At 46.2% G+C, this 24427-nt stretch carries 23 protein-coding genes; 9 read left to right on the top strand and 14 right to left on the bottom strand.

The annotated features are described in order from the left end of the window. Positions 1–91: 91 nt before the first annotated feature. From EIM92_RS14910 to EIM92_RS14895, 4 genes are all read right to left on the bottom strand, one after another. Positions 92–1087, bottom strand: coding sequence for a glycoside hydrolase family 5 protein (locus tag EIM92_RS14910; RefSeq protein ID WP_125083321.1), 996 nt, complete (start codon positions 1085–1087; stop codon positions 92–94). Positions 1088–1464: 377 nt separating this feature from the next. Further along, a complete protein-coding gene (locus EIM92_RS14905) occupies positions 1465–2928 on the bottom strand; it encodes a stalk domain-containing protein (RefSeq protein WP_164515112.1) in 1464 nt (487 codons plus the stop codon). Positions 2929–3036: 108 nt separating this feature from the next. Continuing rightward, entirely contained in the window at positions 3037–3309 is a 273-nt protein-coding gene (locus EIM92_RS14900; RefSeq protein ID WP_125083319.1) for a DUF6809 family protein, read from the bottom strand. A 116-nt stretch (positions 3310–3425) separates the two neighbouring features. Continuing rightward, positions 3426–3659, bottom strand: a complete 234-nt coding sequence (locus EIM92_RS14895; RefSeq protein WP_125083318.1) for a toxin-antitoxin system HicB family antitoxin — start codon at positions 3657–3659, stop codon at positions 3426–3428. A 109-nt stretch (positions 3660–3768) separates the two neighbouring features. Here EIM92_RS14895 and EIM92_RS14890 point away from each other — a divergent pair, with 109 nt between their 5' ends. Then, on the top strand, positions 3769–4197 hold the full coding sequence (locus EIM92_RS14890) for a VOC family protein (RefSeq protein WP_125083317.1): 429 nt from the start codon (positions 3769–3771) through the stop codon (positions 4195–4197). Between the two features lie 129 nt (positions 4198–4326). On the opposite strand, the gene nrdF is transcribed toward EIM92_RS14890, so the two are convergent. The 6 genes from nrdF to EIM92_RS14860 form a co-directional block, all read right to left on the bottom strand. Then, a complete protein-coding gene (gene nrdF / locus EIM92_RS14885) occupies positions 4327–5322 on the bottom strand; it encodes a class 1b ribonucleoside-diphosphate reductase subunit beta (protein WP_125083316.1) in 996 nt (331 codons plus the stop codon). A 23-nt stretch (positions 5323–5345) separates the two neighbouring features. Beyond that, entirely contained in the window at positions 5346–7400 is a 2055-nt protein-coding gene (nrdE, locus tag EIM92_RS14880; RefSeq protein ID WP_246021428.1) for a class 1b ribonucleoside-diphosphate reductase subunit alpha, read from the bottom strand. A gap of 10 nt (positions 7401–7410) precedes the next feature. Beyond that, a complete protein-coding gene (nrdI, locus tag EIM92_RS14875) occupies positions 7411–7821 on the bottom strand; it encodes a class Ib ribonucleoside-diphosphate reductase assembly flavoprotein NrdI (RefSeq protein WP_125083314.1) in 411 nt (136 codons plus the stop codon). A 291-nt stretch (positions 7822–8112) separates the two neighbouring features. Beyond that, positions 8113–9108: a FecCD family ABC transporter permease gene (locus EIM92_RS14870; protein ID WP_125085203.1), complete on the bottom strand. Its 996-nt coding sequence runs from the start codon at positions 9106–9108 to the stop codon at positions 8113–8115. Positions 9109–9153: 45 nt separating this feature from the next. Then, a complete protein-coding gene (locus EIM92_RS14865) occupies positions 9154–10209 on the bottom strand; it encodes a FecCD family ABC transporter permease (RefSeq protein ID WP_125083313.1) in 1056 nt (351 codons plus the stop codon). A 124-nt stretch (positions 10210–10333) separates the two neighbouring features. Continuing rightward, on the bottom strand, positions 10334–11158 hold the full coding sequence (locus tag EIM92_RS14860) for a sensor histidine kinase (RefSeq protein ID WP_125083312.1): 825 nt from the start codon (positions 11156–11158) through the stop codon (positions 10334–10336). A 347-nt stretch (positions 11159–11505) separates the two neighbouring features. Between EIM92_RS14860 and EIM92_RS14855 the strand changes: the two genes are divergently transcribed. Genes EIM92_RS14855 through EIM92_RS14840 form a run of 4 tightly spaced genes read left to right on the top strand, consistent with a single transcriptional unit; the run spans position 11506 to position 15681 of the window. Next, entirely contained in the window at positions 11506–13113 is a 1608-nt protein-coding gene (locus EIM92_RS14855; protein ID WP_125083311.1) for a spore germination protein, read from the top strand. A 2-nt stretch (positions 13114–13115) separates the two neighbouring features. Further along, complete coding sequence (locus tag EIM92_RS14850) at positions 13116–14306, top strand: Ger(x)C family spore germination protein (RefSeq protein ID WP_164515111.1); 1191 nt, start codon at positions 13116–13118, stop codon at positions 14304–14306. After that, complete coding sequence (locus EIM92_RS14845; RefSeq protein ID WP_125083309.1) at positions 14303–14515, top strand: hypothetical protein; 213 nt, start codon at positions 14303–14305, stop codon at positions 14513–14515. The genes EIM92_RS14850 and EIM92_RS14845 overlap by 4 nt, the downstream gene beginning before the upstream one ends. Before the next feature lie 59 nt (positions 14516–14574). Further along, complete coding sequence (locus EIM92_RS14840; protein WP_125083308.1) at positions 14575–15681, top strand: GerAB/ArcD/ProY family transporter; 1107 nt, start codon at positions 14575–14577, stop codon at positions 15679–15681. Between the two features lie 63 nt (positions 15682–15744). On the opposite strand, the gene EIM92_RS14835 is transcribed toward EIM92_RS14840, so the two are convergent. Beyond that, entirely contained in the window at positions 15745–16584 is an 840-nt protein-coding gene (locus EIM92_RS14835) for a prohibitin family protein (RefSeq protein WP_125083307.1), read from the bottom strand. 131 nt (positions 16585–16715) lie between these two features. After that, positions 16716–17522, bottom strand: a complete 807-nt coding sequence (locus tag EIM92_RS14830) for an ABC transporter ATP-binding protein (RefSeq protein WP_125083306.1) — start codon at positions 17520–17522, stop codon at positions 16716–16718. Between the two features lie 344 nt (positions 17523–17866). On the opposite strand from EIM92_RS14830, the gene EIM92_RS14825 reads away from it, so the two are divergent. Continuing rightward, positions 17867–18730, top strand: coding sequence for a class I SAM-dependent methyltransferase (locus EIM92_RS14825; RefSeq protein ID WP_125083305.1), 864 nt, complete (start codon positions 17867–17869; stop codon positions 18728–18730). Positions 18731–18733: 3 nt separating this feature from the next. Beyond that, on the top strand, positions 18734–19486 hold the full coding sequence (locus EIM92_RS14820; protein ID WP_125083304.1) for an RluA family pseudouridine synthase: 753 nt from the start codon (positions 18734–18736) through the stop codon (positions 19484–19486). A gap of 568 nt (positions 19487–20054) precedes the next feature. Here the strand turns inward: EIM92_RS14820 and EIM92_RS14815 are convergent. Next, complete coding sequence (locus EIM92_RS14815; RefSeq protein WP_125083303.1) at positions 20055–20465, bottom strand: MarR family winged helix-turn-helix transcriptional regulator; 411 nt, start codon at positions 20463–20465, stop codon at positions 20055–20057. A gap of 245 nt (positions 20466–20710) precedes the next feature. Between EIM92_RS14815 and EIM92_RS14810 the strand changes: the two genes are divergently transcribed. Then, positions 20711–22063 (top strand): IS4 family transposase, encoded by a 1353-nt coding sequence (locus EIM92_RS14810; protein WP_125081488.1) that lies wholly within the window; start codon positions 20711–20713, stop codon positions 22061–22063. Positions 22064–22245: 182 nt separating this feature from the next. Here EIM92_RS14810 and EIM92_RS14805 read toward each other — a convergent pair whose 3' ends face one another. Then, positions 22246–23313, bottom strand: coding sequence for a branched-chain amino acid aminotransferase (locus EIM92_RS14805; protein WP_125083302.1), 1068 nt, complete (start codon positions 23311–23313; stop codon positions 22246–22248). A 119-nt stretch (positions 23314–23432) separates the two neighbouring features. Between EIM92_RS14805 and EIM92_RS14800 the strand changes: the two genes are divergently transcribed. Further along, positions 23433–24314 carry a LysR family transcriptional regulator gene (locus EIM92_RS14800; protein WP_125083301.1) on the top strand — a complete coding sequence of 294 codons (882 nt, stop codon included), beginning with the start codon at positions 23433–23435 and terminating at the stop codon, positions 24312–24314. Positions 24315–24427: the final 113 nt, after the last annotated feature.

The following is a 24427-nucleotide window of genomic DNA, read 5'->3' as shown; positions in this document are numbered from 1 at the left end:
GACACGAATCGATAATACGTTCGTGTCCTTACCTGCTGCCACTAGATTACATAAGTGCCTAAGTTACGTCGTTGGTGAATTCCTGAATAGCCTAATTCCCAAAAATAGGGGCTCGCGTACTCGTTGCTTTCAGCCCGTTTGCACCGTTGACGATCGTCTCGCCCCATTCGGTCAGATGGTTGCCCGCCCAGTCATAAGATAAGTCCAGATACAACCATTCTGCACCATTTCCTTTCCATGACCAAGCGAGCCATCCAACCCCCTTCTGCTGCGTATAACTCATTATAGCCGTCTCATCCACATCGCCACCCGTATGATAATGGCCAAATTCCCCAATGATAACGGCCAACCCCTTATTTAAGACCTGATCAATATTCGCTCTCACCATATCGGCATTTCCGCCTGCATATTCATACATATGAATGGAAAATATCGTATTCCGCAGCGGATCACTGTTAAACACTTCATTCCCTTTATCAACGATCGACTGCGGATATTGTCCCCAGCCCGCCGCATCCACGATTAACGTATGGTTGATTCCAGCATTTCTCAATTTCGGAATTGCGCTTTTGTAACCATCAGCCCACCCGTTGCTATCCCACGTTCCGTACCACTCATTGGCAATATTAATCAATACGCGATCCTCTTTTCCTACAAGCACATTCTTCATTTCAATCCAATAATCCACGGCATGATCTAGCGCAGAGACTGAATCACTGCCTGTAGCGTCATGAACTTCAAGAATAGCGATTAGCTTATGTTGATTTGCTAGTGATAACAAATTACTCACCGTGTTAGCATCGTCCTTCGCATACTGCTGTCCATTAGACAGAACAATTCGCACCGTATTGGCACCTGTTGCCGCAATGGCCTCCATTGCGGTTGCTGAGTCATTTTTAAACCAGGAGTGAGCATGATTGATCCCACGAATTTTAAACGGATTACCTGTCGAATCACACAGGATGGTACCGCTTACATAAAAACCTGAAGCAGCCCGAATGTCTTGTCCTCCCAGCAAGGTTACCAAAGAAAACATCATAGCCATTGCCATGCATATGGAGAGTGATTTTTTCCTCAAATTCTTCATAAATTGATCTCCTTCCATCTTTAGGTTTTGCGACTTTCTTTTTCATTTATTCACGTTTTGTTAACTACCCTCCCTTCTCGACCTGTTTGCGGTAATAATTGCACCATAAGGTAACATCTATATATTAACTGCTAAATCAATAATTTACAATAACAAAATAAAGATTGTTATATTTAATTATAAAATATTATATAACAAATACCTGCCTAGAGATAAAGCTATTCCTCCAAATTACAAACCATCACAGCTAAATTTAATCAAAAACATGAACATAGTCAGCAAGAGACACTAACATGAGTGTTCCCCTTGCTGCTGCGAATCTCTTCCCCTCTCGTTAAAAAGGACATCCTCGTTAATGCGAGGGTGTCCTTCATATTTTATGGATTTGGCAGCTCGATTCGTACTCTATGCTGCTCGTTGGACCAGTTCACTTTGGCTCCCAGCGCCTCCGCAATGAAACGCAGCGGCACCATGGTCGTATAGTTTTCATTGAACGGCTTAAGGTTGTCTGCGACCTTTTTCCCGTTGATTGTCGTGTCCAGCGTATGGAGATTTATAACAACTTTCATGCTTCCTTTACTGACGTGGACGGTGTTCATTTGGTTCATCCAGGTTACCTTAGCCCCCAAATGCTCAAAAACACCGCGCAGCGGTACATAGCTCACATTGTTCACAAGTGTCGGCGGATAAGTAAAATCTAGCTTGTCTCCGTTGATCTCAACGCGAATGGAATCCTCGACCAACTGTGGTTTAGATGGCTTGCTTGAACCGCCGTAATAATTCCATTTCATCACCGTACCGTTGCTTAGCAGCGCATACTGCTCCCGCATGCTCGTATTTGCCAGATCAATAGCATTTGTAATGCCTTCAACCTGAACAGCCGTATACTCGGTCTCATCCAAAAAGGTGTCCCACACCCATACTGTGCCATCCTGCTTAATGCTGCTAAACATCATTAAGCTGCCCCCTTCCAACCGCGTGAGTTGGTCAGCAGGCTTCACTTTGGTGGGAGTTAATAAATCACCCGCTGTAGGGTATACTTTAGAGTTTTTCCATATGACAACCGTCCCATCATCCAGTAGTGCTGCAGCCTTCTGGCTTCCTGTCGCAATAGCTATTGCCTTCCCCATCGCATCACCTTGTACTGTAGTCGGTTCCCATTGGGGATCGGGATTCATGTTCGTCACGGCCGATCCGGTAATCCAAACCTGGCCATCCTTGTCTAGGGCACTGACTGTCAAATGACTTGCCGCAATGGCCTGGATGGCAGGGATCCCCTCCAGTTTGGCAGGTACAGATGAAGGTGTGTGTACACTGTTCCTTCTTCCCCATTGCCAGACCGTTCCATCCGCACCAAGCGCCAAGCTCTGATTACCACTCGCTGAAATAGCGACAATATTGACCAAATCTGTAACTTGAACCGGTTCAAGAACAGGTTGATCCGAGGTCGCACCGATGCCAAGCTGGCCATCACTATTATCTCCGGTAGCCCACACCGTGCCATCTTTTCGCAAAATTAACGTATGCATGCTCCCGCCTGCGATATCCTTCACCTCGTCAATATGCATCCGCACCGGGGTCTTGACCGGGATGAATGAACCGTTACCCAATATTCCCCGGTCTCTCATTCCTCCCCATGCCCAAGCGGTTCCATCCTTCTTAATCGCATATACAGCATAGTCCCCTGCTGAGATCGCCACGACATCAGATAACCATTTCCCTTTCTGACTCGGCATCTGCTCCGGTGGGGTTGCTTGAGCAGTAGGAGGCACAAGCATGATTAGCGACAGCAGTATCCCCGCGAGTGCCGCCCGGCAACGTCCAAATTTCCCACGCTTCATAAGCATTGAATTTCTCCTCACCACTTACATTAATTTCTTGCTATAGAAATATGACGCAACTTTATAAGAATAGTTCCTATAAAACCAATTTAAATTTCTTCAATAAAGCTACTCTTTTTCGTCCAATACCTCGATCATCATGGAAGCACCAAGCTTAAAGCCCTGAACGAATGTCTCCATATTATGTATCGAATTCGACTCCCCTTGTAAATCCAGCATCGCTTCGAGCTGCCTGAAATCCTCTTCCGACAGCTTCTGCCTCCACATCCGCATCATCTCCGAAATTTGGCGATTTAACGCACGATATTTAGGATCATCGGAAACGATCTGCTCGTTAGGATACAGCTTTCCGTAATAGAGATCTTCCAAGAAGCTTTTCACTTTGGGCCGCTCCTTTCCTGTTTAACTTAAAACAGTTATATTTCATTTTTGTCGAGAAAATAGGATTTAGCGAAACAATCGCTAACAAATAAGTCGACTAAGACAAAAGCCGCCTTTCAGCGACTTAATTTGTACAAGCAATATTGATTTAAAGATGCATTTTCTGCAGCTGCTCGTTCGGATAAATGACGATGCAAGCTCTTTGGAACGCGAAGGTTAAATTTTCCGCTATATTCATTATCTCCGTAAGCATTATTCCTTTGCCCAAGGAAAATCTTTAAAAAATGAATCAAAATCAAACCAAGGCACAAACATACGTTCGTGAATATAATATACCAGAAATTACACACTTCAACAACATTTTAAATAAAACCTAAAATTCTAACTAATTTATTTTCCTTTCGCCAAATGCTACAATAAGGAAGTTAAGCATCCTAAATCCGATAAGGAGTGTGGCAAATGGCTGTTGATGTGTATTTCAATTTTGATGGCAACTGTCGCGAAGCTGTAGAATTTTACGCCGATGTATTTAACACCGAAGCACCACAAATCATGACCTTTGGAGAAGCACCGCCGAATCCAGAGTACAAGCTTCCCAAAGAAGCAAAAGATTTAGTCATGCATGCACGTATCAACATTAATGGAAGCAATGTGATGTTCTCCGACGTTTTCCCGGGAACACCTTACATTCAAGGCAACAACATTACCCTGGCCTTCGTCAGCACTGACCTGGATGAAATCAAATCCGTATTCCATAAACTGAAAGAAGGCGGCACGGTACACATGGAGCTGCAAGAGACGTTCTGGAGCAAATGCTACGGCAACGTCAAGGACAGATTCGGCACCGAGTGGCAGGTCAGCCACGATAGCGGCCAAAGCGCGATGTAGTTTAATCGACTGAATGGACCGAATAGCCGCAGCAATATAATGCAGCAAAAAGCAAACATCCCATCACACTGCACTAGTGTCATGGGATGTTTGTTTATGTTAATCATTCAGTGATTCAATTCGACTCGATTACCAAATATTCGATTCCTTCACTCTTTCATCCAGGAATGCAAAGTCATCGTCCCGCAATGGCTCGACGGTTCCTTTTTGATAACCTTTCCCCTTCGTGGAAAAGAAGTCGTGCGTGCTCGTTTCCGTGCGAATACCGTTAAGCACCACCGGGTTGATCTCTTCCTCTTCAAAGGCAGGCTCAATCCCCAGGTTCATCAGCGCTTTGTTCGCGTTGTAACGAATATACTTCTTCACTTCATGGGTCAAGCCAATCGGATCATACAGCTCCTCGGTGTACTCCAGCTCATTCTTGTATAGATCCATCAACAGCTCGTTCACGAATTTCTCGGCAAAATCCTGTTCTTCCGCACTTAGCTGCTGGAATACCTCTTGCGCAAGCAGGCCAACGAATACGCCGTGCACGCTCTCGTCGCGGATGATCAGCTTAATGATCTCGCCGCTCGCTACCATTTTGCCTTGTCCCGCCAGGTATAGCGGGTAGAAGAACCCGGAGTAGAATAAGAAGCTCTCCAGGAACACTGAAGCTACCATCGCCTGATACAGGCTTAGCAGATTCCCCTGTTCAATATCTCGATAATAGGTATCGATTCGGTGCGTCTTATACTGCAAATATTTATTGCTCCGCACCCATTGGAAGGTATCGCCGATCATCTCGCTGCTGGCTACGGTCGTAAAGATCGTACTGTAGCTCTTCGCGTGGATTTCCTCCATCGCCGCCTGGAAAATCAGGATCGCCTTCTTCTGCTTCCCTTCTACGTGCTGGGCAATCAGCGGCATGCCGACGTTCCCTTGCTCTGTGTCTAGCAGTGTTAATCCGCCCAATACCTTCATAAACGTATTCTTCTCATCATCACTCAGCTCCGTCCAAGACTTCAAGTCCTTGGATACCGGAATTTCCGTGTCCAGCCAAAATTGCGACGTATTCTGCGTCCAGAGCATTTCTGTATAATCCGTTTCAGGTGCGTTCCAGTTAACCGCTTCGAACTTTGTCATGCTTTCTTCCTCCTGTTTGCAGCTTAAATGACGCAGCTGATGCATTCTTCGATCGTTCTTTTTCTCGTGCGAGTATAATAAAGCGTCTTTAATCCTTTTTTCTGCGCATAGATGTAGTATTTCGCCAAATCTCGCGTCGTCAGATTATCCTTCACGTACAGAATCGTTGAAATCGCTTGGTCAATATGCACCTGTACCTCGGCTACGAGATCGATCAGGTTGAACATATCCATATCGTAAGCTTCTTTATAATAGAAGTAATTGCTCTCGTTCAGGAACGGCATCGGGTAAATTGTCTTGGAATCTCCGTACTCCCGCTCTTCAATGCGCTGCGTAATCGGCGCAATCGAAGCGGTTGACGATTGTAAATACGAAATCGAACCAGTTGGCGCAATGGCCAATCGATAAGCATGATACAACCCGTGCTTCATCGTCTCCTCCTTCAAGCGAAGCCAATCCTCGCGCGTAGGAATATGGTGGCCCGCAAACAATTCCTTGACCTTGTCTGTCCGCGGTGAATAATCATTCTCCTCATAGCGTTTGAAATACGCCCCGCTCGCATATTCGCTACGCTCAAAGTCCTTGAACGTTACTTCTCTCTCCTTGGCAATTAACATGGAGCGCTCAATCGAGTAGTAATTTAGCATCATAAAGAACGTACGTGCGAAATCAATCGCTTCCTTGGATTCATAAGGAATATGGTTCAGTGCCAAAAATCCATGCAAATTCATCGCTCCAAGACCGACGGAGTGCAGCTCCCGGTTCGCTTTCGCCACGGATGGCACAATCTCCAGCTCGGTACGGTCGGAGACCTCAGTCAGTGCGTCCATCGCCAGATGAACGGTTTCCCTCATCCGCTGGTTCTTCATCACATTCACGATGTTCAATGACCCCAGATTACAGGAAATATCGCGGTTAATGACATCCTCGTGCCCATAATCATTAATCGTCGACACTTCGCTCAGCTGCGCAATCTCGCTGCATAGGTTCGAGAATTTCACGCGCCCGATATCTTTGAGGGCATGCTGATCGTTCGTGTTATCCACGTACATGATATAGGGATAACCCGATTCCATTTGCGTCTGCGCAATTTTGATGATCAGGTCGCGCGCTACGATTTTCTTCTTGCGTACTCTTGGGTTATTCACAAGCTCATCATACATGGCCGTTAAATCCATATCGTCCAAATGGACGCCGTATTCCTGATAGACAGTATGTGGATAGAACAGATACATATCCTTGTCCTGCTCCACTAGCTCGAAGAACTTATTCGGCGCAACAACGCCAAGGGATAAGGTCTTGATGCGAATTTTCTCATCGCTGTTAATTTTCTTCGTATCTAGGAACTCATGGATATCCGCATGGAATAAATTGAGATAGACGACGCCGCTCCCGTCCCGCTGACCTAACTGGTTCGCATAGGAGAACGCATCCTCGAACAGCTTCATCACGGGCAGCACGCCGCTCGCTTTGCCGTCCAAGCCTTTGATTTGTTCACTTGCCGCGCGAATTTTGCTGAGATTGAGACTGACGCCGCCCCCTATTTTGCTTAGCTGCAGCGCGGAATTAATTGCGAATCCGATGGAATTCATCGAATCATCAACCTCCAGCAAAAAGCAGCTGACCAGCTCGCCGCGGCGTTTTTTCCCCGCATTCAAAAACGTTGGGGTAGCCGGCTGATATTCCTGCGAAATTAGGACATCGGCATATTCATTCGCTTTCTGGATATCGCCGTTGCCGAGGAACAATGCCGTAACAGCAATCCGATCCTCATAACGCTCTAGAAACTTCGTCCCGTCATTCGTCTTCATCGCATAGTTATTATAAAATTTAAAGGCGCTCATAAAGGATGGAAAGCGAAACTTGCGCGCATACAACGCTTCATACAGCTTTTTTACGTCCGCGAATTCATATTTAGCAAACAGCTCTTCTTCGTAGTATTGATGCTCTATTAAATAATCGATTTTCTCCTTCAGGTCATGGAAGAAAACCGTATTCTGATTAACATAATCGACAAAATAGCTTCGAGCGGCCTCCAGATCTTTATGGAACTGGAACTGTCCGTCCTTTTGCACCATGATTTCATTATTAAGCTGTATCCAATTGGGAATCTGCGTTTGCGTGACCGTTTGAGTTTGAGTAAGTGTAGACAATTTGCTTAACCTCCTGTTTAAATCGCTCGACATCCTTCTTGGTGCCGCTAAGTTCGAATTTCATTAATAAAGGAACGGAGTACATTTCCGCCACCTGATCTCCAGCCAGTCCGTAACGAACGCCCCAATTCGTATTGCCACTTGAGGCAACACCTTGCAGCAGATCACCGTGACTCTCCAGAAATTTCAGGGTCGACTGCGGTACCTGGCCAAAACCAGTGGTGTATGTAATGAGCACAAACGGCTGGTCAACGACCAAGCCCTCTCGAATCTGGACATGCTCTACATCCAATTTACTGACGAATCGCTTAACGTTTCCCGTCTTCGAGTCATAGACAATAAGCACTGTATTCCCTCCCGTAAAAAAATAGCCCCTCCACAGGAGATGAGCCATCGGCAGCATCTTTCTTAATTAGAGTCATTCTTATCCACCATCCAATACACTATATATGGTGTCTTCATATATTTATCCGCACTAAATATAGTGTGCCTTTGTAATATACCTGTTTTCCCATAATTAATCAAGAGCTATTTCCCCAAAATAAAAAACTCTCCCCCAGATCGGCGATCTTCCGTTAAAAAAGCTGTGACCCCCTGCCGAATTCGCAGTTCGTCACAGCTTTATTTTTTGATTATATTATGCTTTCATTTTAGTCAATAAATAGAGAAAATAAGGCGCACCAATAACCGCTACGACGATCCCCGTCGGTATTTCCGAGGGCTGCATGAGCCAACGCCCGATCGTGTCCGCCACAATAACAAGCAGCGAGCCCGTCATGGCCGAAGCCGGAAGCAGCAGCTGGTGCTTCGGCCCGACGAGCCTCCGCGCCAAATGCGGGCCGATCAAGCCGACGAAGCCGATTCCACCGCTCACCGCAACCGAAGAACCGGCAAGGCCGACCGCGGCCGCTAGCAGCAGCAGACGTTCCTTCTCCACAGACGTTCCGAGTCCTGTCGCCGTGTTCTCGCCAAGGTTTAGAACGTTCATCACTTGAGCTTTGTAGAATACATACGGAAGCAGTACGACAATCCATGGCAGCAGTGCAAGCACGAACTTCCAGTTGGAGCCCCAAATGCTGCCCGCAAGCCACGTAGCCATAAACTGATATTTTTGCGGGTCAAGCTTCAACGTCAGCACAATCATTGCCGCACTGATCCCGGCAGCCACGCCAATTCCTGTTAGAATAAGCCTTGTCGGCGCTATTCCTTCATTCCGCTTATAGGACAGCACATAGATGAGTGCAGCCGTTAAGCCTGAGCCGATGAGCGCCAGCACAGGCAGCAGAAATATAGATCGCATCGATGTCGTTGGATAGAAAGAAATATACAACATCACCATTAGCCCTGCACCGGCATTGATGCCAAGGATGCCCGGATCGGCCAGCGCATTGCGGGATAGCCCTTGCAATATACAGCCTGAAACCGCTAATCCGGCACCGATCAATACGGAAATCACGATACGTGGAAGCCGGAACTCGAACAAGATCAGCGACTGCTTATCCGTTCCCATTCCAAATAGCGTCTTGACCACCTCTACCGGCGACAGACGGATATATCCGGTATTCATACTTACAATAAAAGCGCCAATGATTAAAATACCTAAAATCGTCATCACGATGACTCCGCGCCTCATTCTGCGACGGCTTGAAGTCGGTGATACTGCTTGTACAGGTTCCACCTATAACTCCCTCCTCTCTTTACGTGCGAGATAGAGGAAGAACGGCACGCCAATTAATGCAATAAGAGCACCAAGCGGTGTTTCAACCGGAGCGTTAACCATTCTAGCCGCCAAGTCGGCAAAGACGACGAGCAAGCTTCCGAGAATCGCCGAGCAAGGAATGATCGAGCGATAATCAACACCGACAAGAAACCGGGTTACATGAGGAATAATCAAGCCGATAAAACCGACGGAGCCAACAACCGCAACCGCTGATCCAGCCAGAACCAGCACAATAACCGTACCGGCCAGCTTGACCAGTCCTGTTCTCTGGCCAAGTCCAACGGCAACCTCTTCCCCCAGACTGAGCATCGTAATCGATCGAGATAGCATCATCGCGCCAATGATCGCCCCCCCTACCCAAGGGAGCATAATTTTCAACTGAAACCATTTCGTTCCAGAAACTCCGCCCGCATACCAAAAGGCCAAGTCCTGACCGACTCGGAAATACAGTGCAACCCCCTCGCTAAGAGCTAGCAATAATGCGCTCACCGCTGCTCCCGCTAACACAAGACGCACGGGAGTTACTCCTCCCTTCGCCAGTGAGCTAATCCCGAAGACGAGTCCTGCCCCGGCACCGGCACCCAGAAAGGAATATAGAATAAGTAAATTGAACGACATGCCTGGAAAAAAGGCAAAGCACAGCGCAAGCGCAAATCCTGCCCCGGCGTTAAGTCCAAGCAATCCTGAATCCGCCATCGGGTTGCGCGTCATCCCCTGCATTATCGCTCCAGCCACGGCAAAGCTAGCGCCGACCATGGCTCCCCCAAGTATACGCGGTAGACGTATTTCCTGAATGATTTGGTGCTGTGTAAGCTCCGGATTATAGCTGAATATGGCTTCCCATACCGTGGTGAAATAAATATCCGCTGCTCCGAATGAAACTGATATCGCTATACCAAGAACTAAAGCTGCGATCCCCCCGAACATGATCAGTGATGTGACGAGCGGTCTAGTTCGCGGCTTCGATACGGACAGACGCTCAGTCCTCTTCGTACTTTCTAACATTTCCGTCATACTAAGTTCTCCTCATCTGCCCAGCACGAACCGTTCAGTTCGAGACAAAGAATTAATGATATTAATAATAGCTAATTCACGTTAATGATAATCGTTCTCATTATATGATTTAAGACAAATACCGTCAAGGGAAGTTCTTTTGAATCGTAACGATCGTATGTGCTCCATTTCTTTCAATATTAAACTTCCAGCCCATCATCGCCGCACGATCCCGCATCATTTGAATTCCATAGCGATTTTCGCCTAAGTTCTTCCCCAGATCAAAGCCAACTCCATTATCGATAACCGTACACTGCCATCCATTCTCCATGATATAGCCATCAATATGTACCTCAGTGGCTGCAGCATGTTTATGAATGTTTAAGAGCGATTCGCGAATCAAGGCAAGCAGTTCAATTCTATCTTTGACAGATAACTGCATTTCAGGGATATCCCACCCTATTTTAAAATCCAAACCGGATTCCCTCTTCAGCTCTTCAATCAAGTTCTTGAGGCCTTGCACCCAGGATATCGAAGCAGGATCTGCGGGATGACGCAAATTCGCAATGGCTTGTCTCACATACGTATTCGTGCGGAAAATATTTTGCTTCAGCTTGTCGAACGTTGTTCTATCGGTTACCTGCGCCTTCTCCATTTTGTTCACTTGCGCATTTAAAAGAAATAAAGATTGGGCTATGCCATCATGAATCTCCCGGGCAATCTTCTCTCGTTCCTCCAGAGCAGCTTTATGAGCTTTAGCTTCGTTCAATTCTGTCTGAATCATCTCCATCATCTTAAAAAGTTGCGTCAAAAGAAGGATAGATACCAAAAATACGATGATCGGGGAAAGCCAATTTCCTAAATCCATCGATATATAGGGAAGTAAATATTCATGCCGAACATACTCCCACAGTCCAATCGTTATAGTGGGAATAGTGAGAATCAACCATTTAACTTGTTTATAGGACATTCGCATATGCGGCCTCCAGATAAAATAAATGACGAAAGTATCTTAACTTATTCCTACTTTACATGATAGTACATTCTGTAGAGAAGAGGTATTTTGACTTTGCAATCCTTTGCTATATAAAATCTCACAAAATGTTCAAAATCCCATGAACATTTAACCACTTCGCTACGATTTATGCTGCTCGTTGGCATAGGGTTAGCATTATTTATTTTTTTAAACGAATTCTGCCTTGCATTGCTTCCGCTATGCTCACTAAATATGAATAACAGCTATTTTAGAATAAAAAATCAAGGTTAAGCAAATCTATATACTACCTGTGGATTCAAACTTAAGAGGAGTGAAGACCTATGCCATTGTGGAGAAGATTGCTGAGCAGACAACGTAAAAACAGTTCTTATGCTTCAGCACCGGAGCACCACCGGACAGCCAACGATAGTCCATCTTCACAGAACGGTCGCCCTCCTACCAATGAACAAGAGCGTCTGGAATCCCGTGTACAGTGGCTGAAGCAGCAGCTTAACAATTGTTCCGACGTCGTATTCCGGCAATTTACAATCCATACGGATCAGGCCTGTACATTAATTTATTTAAAAGGCATGACAGATCAAACCACGATACAAGATGTGATTATAGGCGGATTATTGAATTACGCCCCTTCGAAAGATGGGGATCTTGCGCATTTTCTGTTTGAAGAAAAAGCATTATCCGTCTCTGAAATCAAAATCGTCACAGACACCAATCAAGTGATATCCACTGTCCTTAATTTTGGAATAGCGCTAATCGTAGAGGGAGAGCATAGAATGATGACTTTTCCCTCCGCTAGCTCGTTCTCTACCAGAGCGATCGAGGAAGCCCCGAACGAATCCGTCATTCGCGGGCCACGAGAAGCCTTCATCGAGAGTCTTGACACAAACATGACCATGATGCGAAGAAGATTAAAGAGCCGAAACTTCAAGACGGAAGAGATGATTATGGGCAGCGAAACAAATACAAGATTCGTCATTGCCTATGTCGAAGGAATCTGCAAACCAGAGCTTCTCCGGGAACTTAAAAGAAGATTATCCTATTTGGACATCGACGGTTTGCTGGGCTCATCCATTATAGAGGAATCGATTATAGATTCTCCCTTCTCTCCTTTTCCGCAGATTGAATATACAGAGCGACCTGATATTGTCATTGCTTCGCTTCTTGAAGGACGCGTAGCGATTATTGTGGACGGAAGCCCCTCAGCAATTATTGCCCCTGTCACTTTGGCGATGCTGTTGCAGACAGCGGAAGACTACTATCAGTCATACATTCCAGCAACTTGGATTCGCTGGATTCGCTATCTGTTTCTGTTTGTCTCCCTTCTGCTTCCGTCCTTATATATCGCAATTACAACTTTTCATCCCGAGATGATTCCATACAAGCTGTTAATGACTATCGCAGCGGCTAGAGAAATCGTACCTTTTCCCGCCGTTGTCGAAGCCTTTATCATGGAGCTCGCATTTGAAGCCCTTAGGGAAGCTTCCATTCGCATCCCGAAGTCGATTGGCCAGGCTGTATCGATCATCGGAGCGCTCATTATTGGTACTGCAGCGGTACAGGCGGGAATCGTCTCGGCAGCGATGGTCATTATTGTTTCTCTGACAGGAATCGCCTCTTTTATTAATCCGCACTTTGATCTTGGCTTAACGATACGTTTGCTACGCTTTCCGATTATGGCGATGGCATCCATTTTAGGTCTGTTCGGTATCACTTGCGGATTGATCATCCTTTATATCCATTTGCTTAATCTCAGGTCATTCGGAGTGCCTTATTTATCCCCGTTCACTCCGCTAGCTAAGGCGGATTTAAATGACACGTTAATCCGTGCGCCTTGGTGGGCCATGCAAAAACGGCCTGTGCTCCTGACGCAAAATAAACAACGCCAAAAGAAAAATGCCCGTGGTTGGGAAAAGCATAAGGAGGAATGAGGTTGAGAATTCTCAGGAACAGACTAATACTGCTTATACTATCCAGCGTCATCTTGATGAGTACCAGTGCCTGCTGGTCTCCTGTAGAACTGAATGACCGCGCATTCGCCAACCTGATGCTGATCGATCTAACCGAGGATGGACAGTTCGAACTCACCCTCGGTTTTCCACTGGCCAACCGAATGATCCCTGGAGAAGTTGGCGGTTCTGGCGAGAAGGGTCAGAAGCCTTTTGCCTTTGTCACAAAAACAGGCAAGAGCCTGCCTCACGCCTTACAAGACATTCAGAGTGACATATCCAGGGACATTACATTTGGTCAAACTCGAAATATCGTAATTAGTCAAAAGCTAGCCAAACGTGGGCTTGATCCTTTGCTGGATTTCATCAGCAGACATATAGCCTTTCATATTAGCGCCAACCTATTTATAACCCCAGGAAAAGCGCTGGAAATTGTTGAAACGCCAACGACTTTTGAGCGCTTCATTTCCATTCTGCTACGTTCTTATGTCGAGGATAAGGAGACGATCGACACAACACTGAGAGATATTCTCCGCACACGTTATAAATCCGAGGACATCCTTGTACCTCTGCTTGCTTTTGGCAAGCAACCCGAGATTACGGCTAAACTAGAAAAAGCCGAAACCTGGCTAGGTGTAGACGGAGCCGCTATTCTAAAAAAGGGGCGAATGATCAACCCTACCCTAAGTAAAGAGGATATGAAAACCTCGTTATGGATCGACTCAAATATCAAAGTAATGATAATCAACATCGAGTCGCCCACCGATGGCAAGGAGGTTTCCTTCAATATTGAAAACGTCAAGACAAAAGTACAAGTAAAACACAAGGAGAACGTGCCATCCATACATCTGCAAACAAGAGGAACCGCATCAATTCTAGCCTCTGACTCCAAGCTCGATCTTAAGGACGACGCACAGCTTATTCAGCTGCAAAAAGCACTCAATCAGGAAATGCGCAATCGAATCTTGCGAGCCATCAACACTACGCGTACGGCGCAGGCCGACGTATTCCATTTCAAGGATTATATTGATTGGAAATACCCTCACGTACTGCAGAAGATTAGCTCAGACTGGAATGAATTCTATGCCAAGGAGCTCGAAATAGAGTCCACTGTTAACGTGAGGATTAGATCGACTGGCGAAGCTTACAAAAGTATCAAGGAGGAGAGCACGTGATTGTAATCGCTCTAGTTTTTGTTCTTATTACACTGTATGAATGGGCAAACTGGCGCAAACACTATAACAATACAGCCAAACTATGGAAGCTTGTAACCGTAAATATGGTTCTGCTTACTTTATTGGAAGTTCATTTTCTCGTCAAGGATACCTGGAATATCAATATAGCCCTGCTTGGGTTCTATCGTTTCTTAGAACGGATGTTTTAGATTCATCCGGCTGGGCTGGTATGCCCATTAGAACATAAAAGTAACGGGAGGGTTCAAATATGCAGAAGGTGAATCACTTGCAAATATTTGCGATGTTCAATCTGTACATATTTACGGTGGTCATCGCTTTTTTAATGGCAGTATACGTCCGGAACAGCCATTACTCCACTCCCGTTAGTATTGTGCTCGGCGGCTTACTAAGCATTGTTTTTATTTACCCCGCCTACAAAGTTACTGCCTCGCGGCCAAACGAGACAATCATTCAGTTCGGACGCAAGATCGTAGGTAAAGTCCCGCATACTATCGTTATGTTATGGTTTACGATAGTCAATCTGCTGCTTGCCGGGATCAATCTCCGAGAGCTTGAGGACTTCCTCATTCAAGTGTATTTGCCTGGAACTCCACCCTGGATCATAGCTCTGCTGTTCGGGATATGTGTTGCCTATGCAGCTCGTTCCGGCATCACGACGATTTTCACAGCTGCTTTAGGTATTTTTGTTGTTAGCATACTTGCTTTTATCAGTGTCCCGTTAATGGTATCAACAGAGATATCTCCTGAAGTACTGCCCGCTTTTATTAACCACCTGAACTTCAAGCATGTTAGCATGGGCGTTTACACCAGCCTGCCTATTTTTGGGGAGTTTTCCTTCCTATTCCTAATCATGCCTTATTTGAAGTCGCCACAAAAGGTTTATCGAACCATTTCCATTACGGTAATCTCCTCACTGATCATTATCTTATCGCACTTGCTGCCAATTCTGATGATTCTAAGCCCAGATTTAGCTGCTAACCTGACGTATCCGGATCTCGATCTCATTCGCTCCTTACGGGCTGGATCGTTTATAGAAACTTTAGATCCTATTTTGATCGTTTTGTGGCTCACCAGTCTTTTTATAAAAATCTCTTTTATGCTATTTATCGCTGTCTATTGTATATCCGTGCTGCTCAAATTACCGGATCACAGCTCATTGGTTCTTCCATTCACGGCGTTTGCCTGCATTCTATCGTTCTTCGTTGTCCGCTCCCAGGTGGAAACAAACCAATTACTAATGGAAAGTTTACCACCTCTGCTCAACTTTACGGAGTATGTAATCCCGACGATTTACTGGATCTTAAACGCGATAAGGTTCCGCAAAAATAAAAAAGGAATGCCTGAGCATTCCTAGCATTCCTTTTTTCCTTCTGAGTTCGCAAATATTCAGCTTATTCGACCGATGTGCAACACAACTTTATTGCTGTTGATTCGTAAATGATTGAATGTCGATAAACGGAGTAGCTCCGCCTGTCACAGAAGGAAGGCGTCCGTCCCATTTTTCCAGCGCTTTCTCCTGAACCTCGATTTGCTTTAATTGCACGAGCTCTGGCGTAACCTCTTGCTTCTTCAGTTTAAGCGACTCTGCTTCGGCTTGAGCCTGGGCGATTTTCTGCTTCGCTTCGATTTCAATCCGCTTCAAGTCATTCTCTGCTTTCAAAGCCTGCTGCTGGGCAACCTGCTTCGCTTCAATAGAGGTATCGAACGCTTCCGAGAATTTGAAGTTAACAATGTTGATTTCATTCACGATCAAATCATATTTCGCCATTCTAGTGGTCAAATGCTCACTGATTTCTCCAGCTACCACATCACGCTTGGCAATCAAATCCTCAGCGGGATACCGCGCGGTGACTTCTTTCACCACTTCTTGTACCGCAGGATTAATAATAACGGATTCATAATTACCGCCGACGTTGTTCATCAGATTGAAAGCAGCCTCTTTATTTACGGAATAGTTAACAACAACATGGGTGGATACAGGCTGCAAATCCTTGGAGGATGCGGTCGTGTCTGTCTCCGCTTTCGTTACCTGAGTATTGACTTGAATTACAGTTTGAATAAAAGGAACCTTCAAATGAATCCCGGGCGAAAGCACGCTATCGTTCAGCTTGCCAAAAGTTTTATACAATCCAACATGACCATATTGAACCTGCGTTACACTATTCACGCCTACTATAGCTAAAATCACGATAACTACGACTGCAATAGCTCCCCGGTATCCTGGGTTTTTCTTCGGTTTGTTCGGTACAGCTTCCATTTAGGATCCCCTCCATATGTATATATCATTCTCCGGCTAACTTGCGCCGCTTCTTTGTAATACGCACCACATTGCAAAAGGTAACAATGAAACGGAAGATTCTAAAATTGGATATCTAAAATTGCCTATAATTATTTTTTGGATAACCAAGCTCTTCCATTTCTCCAGCTAACATCCACCGACATTTCAAAGAAATCAGTAAGGATTTCCCCACTAAACATTTCCGTCGTATCACCCTGCATAAATACCTCGCCGCGCCGAAGCAGCAGCGTCTTCGTAAAGGGTGGAACGATCTCCTCGGTATGGTGAGTCACATAAATCATGTGGGGGGCCTCTCTATCCAGCGCTAGCTCCTGAATGCTGTCCAGCAGTCCTTCCTTCGATATGAAATCCAGACCATTGGCGGCTTCGTCCAGAATAAGCAGCTTGGGCTGCGCCATTAGCGCACGGGCAATCAGCAGTTTCTGCTGTTCGCCCTGCGAACAGGTTTGATACGTACGATCCAATAAATGCCCGCATCTCAACTGATGCATTAACATTTCCGCACGGTCAAAATCCTCACTCGTCGGTTTTTCATAAAGTCCAATCGAAGCAAATTTCCCGCTTACAACTAAATTCTGTACCTTCTCAGAACCATGCAGCTTTTGTTGCAGGGATGAACTAACCCAACCGATCGACTTGCGCATTTCCCTAACATCCACTTCACCATATTTATGCCCTAACACAGAAACGGTGCCTGTCGTCGGCCAAATGTATCCATTCAACATGTTTAGCAGCGTGGTTTTGCCTGAGCCGTTCAGGCCAAACAAAGCCCAATTCTCGCCCTCGGCTACCTGCCAATCTATCGCATTGAGCACGGTTTTCCCGTCGCGCCGCCAGCTTACATCATGCATTTCGATCACTTGCTTCTGATTATTAGTTCGATTCACTTCAACCATATAAAGACCTCCTTGCTATGCTAAACTCCATGCCACAAAACGCTTCAAACACGCTAGTACAATAATTACAAAGCTAACTCGCTGCAATAAAGTTGTCAAGTTAGGGCAATGATATTATTTCTGCTCTTGATAGGACGGAATGGCTTTAGTAAATTTGTTGGAAAATACAGCTCTTTGGCATACTGCCCCCGGTTACAAAGGGTAGCATGGAGATGGAATAATGAGGTACAATAACATCCGAAGGTTTGCAGCGTAAATAACGCACTGAGACGGCTTGTCCGTTTCATTTGATAGTTTCTAATGATAATGATTTTTCAGAGGATATCGGAAGGATGGATTAACTAATGCATGTAGCAAACAACTGGCAGGACTACGAAATCATTGACGCAGGAGGCGGGGAGAAGCTGGAGCGCTGGGGAGAGATCATTCTGCGCCGTCCCGATCCGCAAATTATTTGGCCGATTCAGCACGAATCCCAGCAGTGGAGAAATGTACACGGCCACTACCACCGCAGTTCCTCGGGCGGCGGGCAATGGGAGATGAAGAAGCAAATCCCGGAGCGCTGGACGATCTCGTACGAGCAGCTTAAGTTCTATATTCGACCTACGAGCTTCAAGCATACAGGTTTATTCCCTGAGCAGGCTGCGAACTGGAGCTGGATGATGGATAAAATAAAGCGCGCGGGAAGGCCAATTCAGGTGCTAAACCTGTTTGCCTATACGGGCGGTGCTACAGTTGCAGCTGCTTCCGCCGGTGCATCCGTTGTACATGTCGACGCAGCTAAAGGCATGGTACAATGGGCCAAGGAGAACGCGGCATTGTCCGGGCTCGCCGATCGGCCTGTCCGCTATATTACAGACGACGTATTCAAATTCGTGCAACGTGAGCAGCGGCGCGGCAATCGCTATGATGCCATCATCATGGATCCTCCTTCCTACGGACGGGGACCCGGCGGCGAGATGTGGAAGTTAGAGACAAGCTTGTATCCGTTCGTGGAGTCGTGCTTGTCCATTCTGTCGGACAACCCTCTCTTCTTCTTGATCAACTCTTATACGACAGGCATCTCTCCAACCGTGATTCACAACATTCTGTCGATGACCGTTAAGAAGCGCTACGGAGGCAGCATCTCCGCTGGTGAAATCGGCCTACCGATCACGAATTCTGGACTGAACCTTCCTTGTGGAATTCTCGGCCGCTGGGAGGAGTAATTCATGACTACGAATAACAACATCGAGAAGCGGAATCCGGCGGATTCGGATTTCGAGATTTTATACGAAGATAACCATCTGCTGGGGATCGTCAAACCGGTTAACATCCCAACCCAAGGGGATGCCAGCAGCGATCCCGACCTCCTCTCCTTGCTGAAGGAGGATATTAAGGAGCGCTACCAGAAGCCAGGCAATGTGTATTTAGGACTTGTCCATCGGTTGGATCGACCAGTCGGCGGTGCAATGATCTTTGCGAAAACGTCCAAGGCCGCCTCACGGTTATCCGAGGCCGTTCGCAGCCGTAACTTTGACAAGACTTATCTTGCAATCGTGCATGGTACGCCTGCCAAGCGTCAAGGCCGCCTTACGAACACACTTCTGAAAAACGAACGCACCAATACCGTCTCCGTCGTTCCCAAGGGAACACCTGGCGGCAAAGAGGCCATTCTCGATTATGAGGTCATTGGAACAGCCGCGAGCGACAACCTGACGCTGATCAAGGTTACCCTGCTCACCGGGCGACCCCATCAAATCCGGGTGCAGTTCAGCCATATTGGCTGCCCGCTTTACGGCGACCAGAAGTACGGCCAGGCCTTCAACAAGCCCGGCCAGCAGATCGCGCTGTGGTCGCTGTATGTCGGCTTCCCGCATCCGGTCACAAAGGAACAAACGCAGCTGATCTCCCTTCCTCCCGAGGAGGCGCCATGGAGCTTGTGGAATCGGCAGACCTACCGGGAGTTATCACGGCAGCTCTGAATTTAGTCAATTAGCAAGTAGACGGGGCATCTAAGTTCCCATCTACTTGCTCCCTTTACATGCAGAGCCAATACAGTGGTTAATAAATATCCACTCACTGTCAGTATTCAAACGTGTATTATCTTAACTTTTGATTGGTTATAGAAAGAAAACCATATGAGGTTATCACACTCGCATGTGGTTAATTAGATCAAACCTATTCAAATGTTATTCCACTATTTGCATAATGCTCATCTAAAGTTACAATTAGATTGTGACTTTTCCAATCAAATCCATCTAGGTAGATTTCATTAAAATGTATAGCATCATCAGAAGACTTAAGAATTCGCACCAGCATGCCTCTCTCCCGACCACTTCCTACTACGATCCCAGCCATATACTTCTTGTACATTTTAGTAATGTTAAGAAGGGAGGCTACCCACCCAATAAAACAACAAAGACGCGTGACCCTTCGGATAAAAGATCACACGCCTCTCGACTTAGCTACAGTTGCATCTATAAACCTCATATGAGTTGAGGATAAAAACTGCAGATATTGAAATAATGCCTATTTATATTGATAAAACTCTTACTTTGTCCCTGAAATTTTACCCATCAAATACACGAGCAGCTGCTGATTATGCGTGGATATCCGGCTGAGCACGCCGTCCAAATATTCATGACGAATTGAAATGCCACGGTCGGCCTCGGCCTTGCCCTTTTCTGTAATCGAAATCCAGACGATCCGCCGATCCGCCTCATCTCGATCCCGGCGTATAAGTTCCGCTTTCTCCATTCGATCCAAAAGCATCGTTACCGCCGCCGGGGTCGTTGCTAAAAATGGGATCAGATCGGACGGCTTCAGCTGCCCGTTCTGATCCAACACTTCTAACACCGACAATTGCGATGTAGTTAATGTTGGCGCAAGCTTCTCTTCCAAATGGCTTTGATAGTCTTTCACTATTTTGCTCAGTAACTTTCCAAAATCCTCGGTATGCACTGATATCCCCCTGTCCGTCTCATTGCTCTTGATATAATAGGCTCGTTCTTATATTGGATATTCGCACCCTTGCTGGTAATCTATTACTCACTTACTCAACTTTCGCACCTAGAAAAATGACTTAAACCCTTGAGTGCGCAAGAAGAATTCAATAGATTTACTCGTATTGACAAAAAAACACCTTGCTTGTTTGGTATCATGGAAGTGTCTAATCAACCATACCAACAAGAAAGGTGTGTAACCCTATGTTACAACAACATTCCCTGTCTGAACAGTCTCACTTTCCCAAAATTTTTGCCAGTCTCCACATCGGAAAAACGTTACGACAAGCGGGTATTTCTAAATCTTTCGGTCTTTCAAGTCTAGCGATTTTCCAAATCGTGTTCTCTTTGGTCTTTGAGGGGAAAAACTGGTTTCGACTCCTGGAAAGTGATCGCGGAGCAGATCTTCCCGGCAAGGATGTTATCTACCGTTTTTTGAATCAGGCTTCTTTTGCTTGGCGGCGCTTTTTGCAGGCTTTGAGTCTTCGAATCGTGCACCATTTCGAATCGCTCATTTCGTCCCACCGGGTACGTGTGTTCATTATTGACGATTCCGTGCTCAGCCGAAATCGTAGCAGAAAAGCGGAACTCTTGGCACGTGTATTTGACCACTCCACAGGCAAATTCACCAAAGGTTACACTATGCTAACGCTAGGCTGGTCAGACGGATTTAGTTTTGCTCCGCTTGATTTTGTCATGCTGTCTTCCGCTAAATTAGCCAACCGTCTGTGCGAAATGGCTTCGAATCTTTCCAAACGCAGTAACGGCTACAAACGCCGGATGGAGGCCTTTTCTCGAAAGCCGGATGCTGTCGTAGCCTTGCTGGAACGAGCCTTACGTGGAGGATTCACCGCTGATTACGTGCTTATGGATAGCTGGTTTACGCAAGCTCCACTGCTTCGCGAGCTCACTGGCCAAGGTCTGCCCGTGATTGGCATGGTTAAAGAAATGAAACAACGCTATCTAGTTCAAGGCAAGCGAATGACACTGCGCGAGGTGTTTCAAAGCCTTCCTGCATCGAATGCCAAAGATATTAAAGGCTCGATCATCGTACACACCGCCTGCGGTCTACCCGTGAAGCTTGTGTTTGTCCGCAACCGGAATAAAAAACGGGAGTGGCTGGCGATTTTAAGTACAGATGTGACGCTTGATGCGACTGAAATCGTACGTATTTACGGTATGCGCTGGAGCATAGAGACCTTTTTCAAAGTCACCAAAAGCTACTTAAAACTGGGAACCGAATTCCAAGGCCGCTCCTTTGATCAGCTGATTAGCCACACCACGATTGTATTCAGCCGATATTTGGCGATGGAATACGAACGACGCCAATCGAGTGATGACCGAACATTGGGAGGACTCTTTTTCCTCTTTGCTGATGAGGTCCGCGATCTAGATTACCAGACTGCACTTCAGCAGCTCATGAGTTTATTTCTCGAAATGTCCCAGGCGAAAACAAAGAAGAACAAAACAGCTGTATTTTGTCAACTACAGGAATGGATCTCCGGTTTACCCAGCTATATTAAGGGTTTGTTTGGAGATTTGAGCTGCGAAAGTTGAGTCACTTATATATGAGAATGCAAGACAGCATGATTGGCATCGGTCTTTTCACGTCTTTAATTAATTCGCCGTTCCTTTTTCAAATCCTCCTATATTCCAATAAAATCCATAATTTTAAAAAACCAGCCGATATATCGGCTGGCTCTGCATGCTGTATTTATCCATATTACTTCCCTATTAAATTATTCAATCCGATATCTCCAGCCAAGCGAATCATCCAACTGCCCGCGCTGGATGCCTGTGATCGTGTCATATAGCTTCTTGGACAACTTCCCAGTTTTGCCGCCGCCAATACTTAGCTCCAATTCTCCCCACTTCATGCTGCCAATCGGCGAGATGACAGCTGCCGTGCCTGTGCCAAAGGCTTCCTCAAGCAATCCTTGCTTATGCGCTTCGACCAATTCCTCCATTGCCACTTTGCGTTCACTTACAGGTATACCCCAGGATTTCAGCAGTGCAATGACGGAATCACGCGTTACCCCAGCCAGAATGCTTCCTGACAACGCGGGCGTAATAACCTCACCATTCACCTTGAAGAAGACGTTCATGCTCCCGACTTCTTCCACATATTTGCTCTCCACCCCATCGAGCCAAAGCACCTGTGAATATCCAGATTGCTTTGCGTCCTCCTGAGCTTTAATGCTGGCTGCATAGTTGCTTGCCGTTTTGGCTGCCCCGGTACCACCGCGGAATGCCCGAACGTAGCGCTGCTCCACGTAAATGCTGACTGGATGAATACCCTCCGGATAATAAGAGCCAACTGGCGAGAGAATGACCATCAGCTTATACGTATGGGAAGCTCGTACGCCGAGGCATGGCTCGGTAGCTATAATAAAGGGACGAATATATAAGGCGTTCTCCTCGCCTGACGGAATCCACGATGCATCGATTTTTATAAGCTCTGTTATCCCCTGCAGCAGCGTGGAAGGCTCCACCTGTGGAATGCTTAACCGCTCGCAAGATTCGTTTAACCGCTTCAGGTTCATGTCCGGACGGAACAGCACTAATTCCCCTATTGCCGTTCGATATGCCTTCATTCCTTCGAACACTTCTTGTCCATAGTGGAACACCATCGCTGAGGGGTCAAGAGCGATCGGCCCGTAGGGCATAATTTTAGGATCATGCCATCCCTTCTCGAGCGAATACTCCATCATAAACATATGATCGCTAAAATATTGCCCGAAGCCCAGAGCGCTCGGCTCCGGCTTCTGCTTTAAATTCTGACTTAGTTCAATGTGCAAGCTATCCATACTACGACACGTCCTCTCGAATAATAACTCTATTCTTACTATAACGTTGATTCAATTATTGATCAATAATATGGTATCGATTATAATCATAGATCATATCTATCAATAGGAGGAGTAACTTGGAACATCGGCTGCTAGAATATTTCATCGCAGTAAGCGAGGAACTGCATTTTACAAAAGCTGCCGAGAATCTCGGCATATCCCAACCGACGCTTAGCCACCAAATCCGTTTGCTGGAGGAGGAGTTAGGCACACCGCTTTTTCACCGATCGGGTAAAAAAATACATCTTACACAAGCCGGCTTCGTACTGCTTGAGCATGCACGCCGCATATTCCATGAGTTAGATCAAGCCAAGCTCGTGATCGGCGAACTTACTGGAATGAGAAGGGGCAGACTGAGAATCGGCTGCTCGGGAAATCATCTGCTGATTCATTCCCTCATCTCCTTTCACCGCCAGTTCCCTGGTATTGAGCTATCCGTAATGGAGCTGGCTACCGAGGAGACGCGTGAGCGGCTGCTAAGCAACAAGTTAGATTTAGGAGTTGTATTTCTGCCGCTGAAAGATGAACAACTCGTTAGCCTCCCTTTATATAAAGAGGAACTCGTCGTTATTGTCCCCAGCGATCATCCTTTTGCAAAATTAGACAACATTGAACTGGATGAGCTTGCCAAGTCGCCTCTCGTCCTGTTTCCTCCGAGGTTTCTCGCACGGCAGATGCTCGATGCGGCCTGCGCTGAGATTGGCTTACAGCTTAGCCCCGTCATAGAACTATCCACCCTGGAATCCCAATGCCAGATGGTAGCCCATCACGTAGGGTTAACAGTCGTGCCTAAATCCTACACCGCGACATTAAAGGATCCGGGCTTGATCAGCATTCCGATAGCCGAGCCCTCACCGTACAGAAGCGTCGGCATCGTATACCGCAAAGACACATATATGGATACGGCTGTTCAAGCCTTTATTGAGCATCTATCCTCCAATTTGCAGGCCAGCTCATAGTCAAATCTTGTATAGAAAGGTCGAGTAGGGAATAAAACAACGCTCTGTTAAAATATAATGTTGAAAATAGAATGAAAAGGAAACCTTATTAAGGTTTCCTCCTTTCTTGCTGA

The organism is Paenibacillus lentus, from assembly GCF_003931855.1.
In the GTDB taxonomy this organism is placed as follows: Bacteria; Bacillota; Bacilli; order Paenibacillales; family Paenibacillaceae; genus Fontibacillus; species Fontibacillus lentus.
This window is presented reverse-complemented; position numbering and strand designations above follow the sequence as displayed.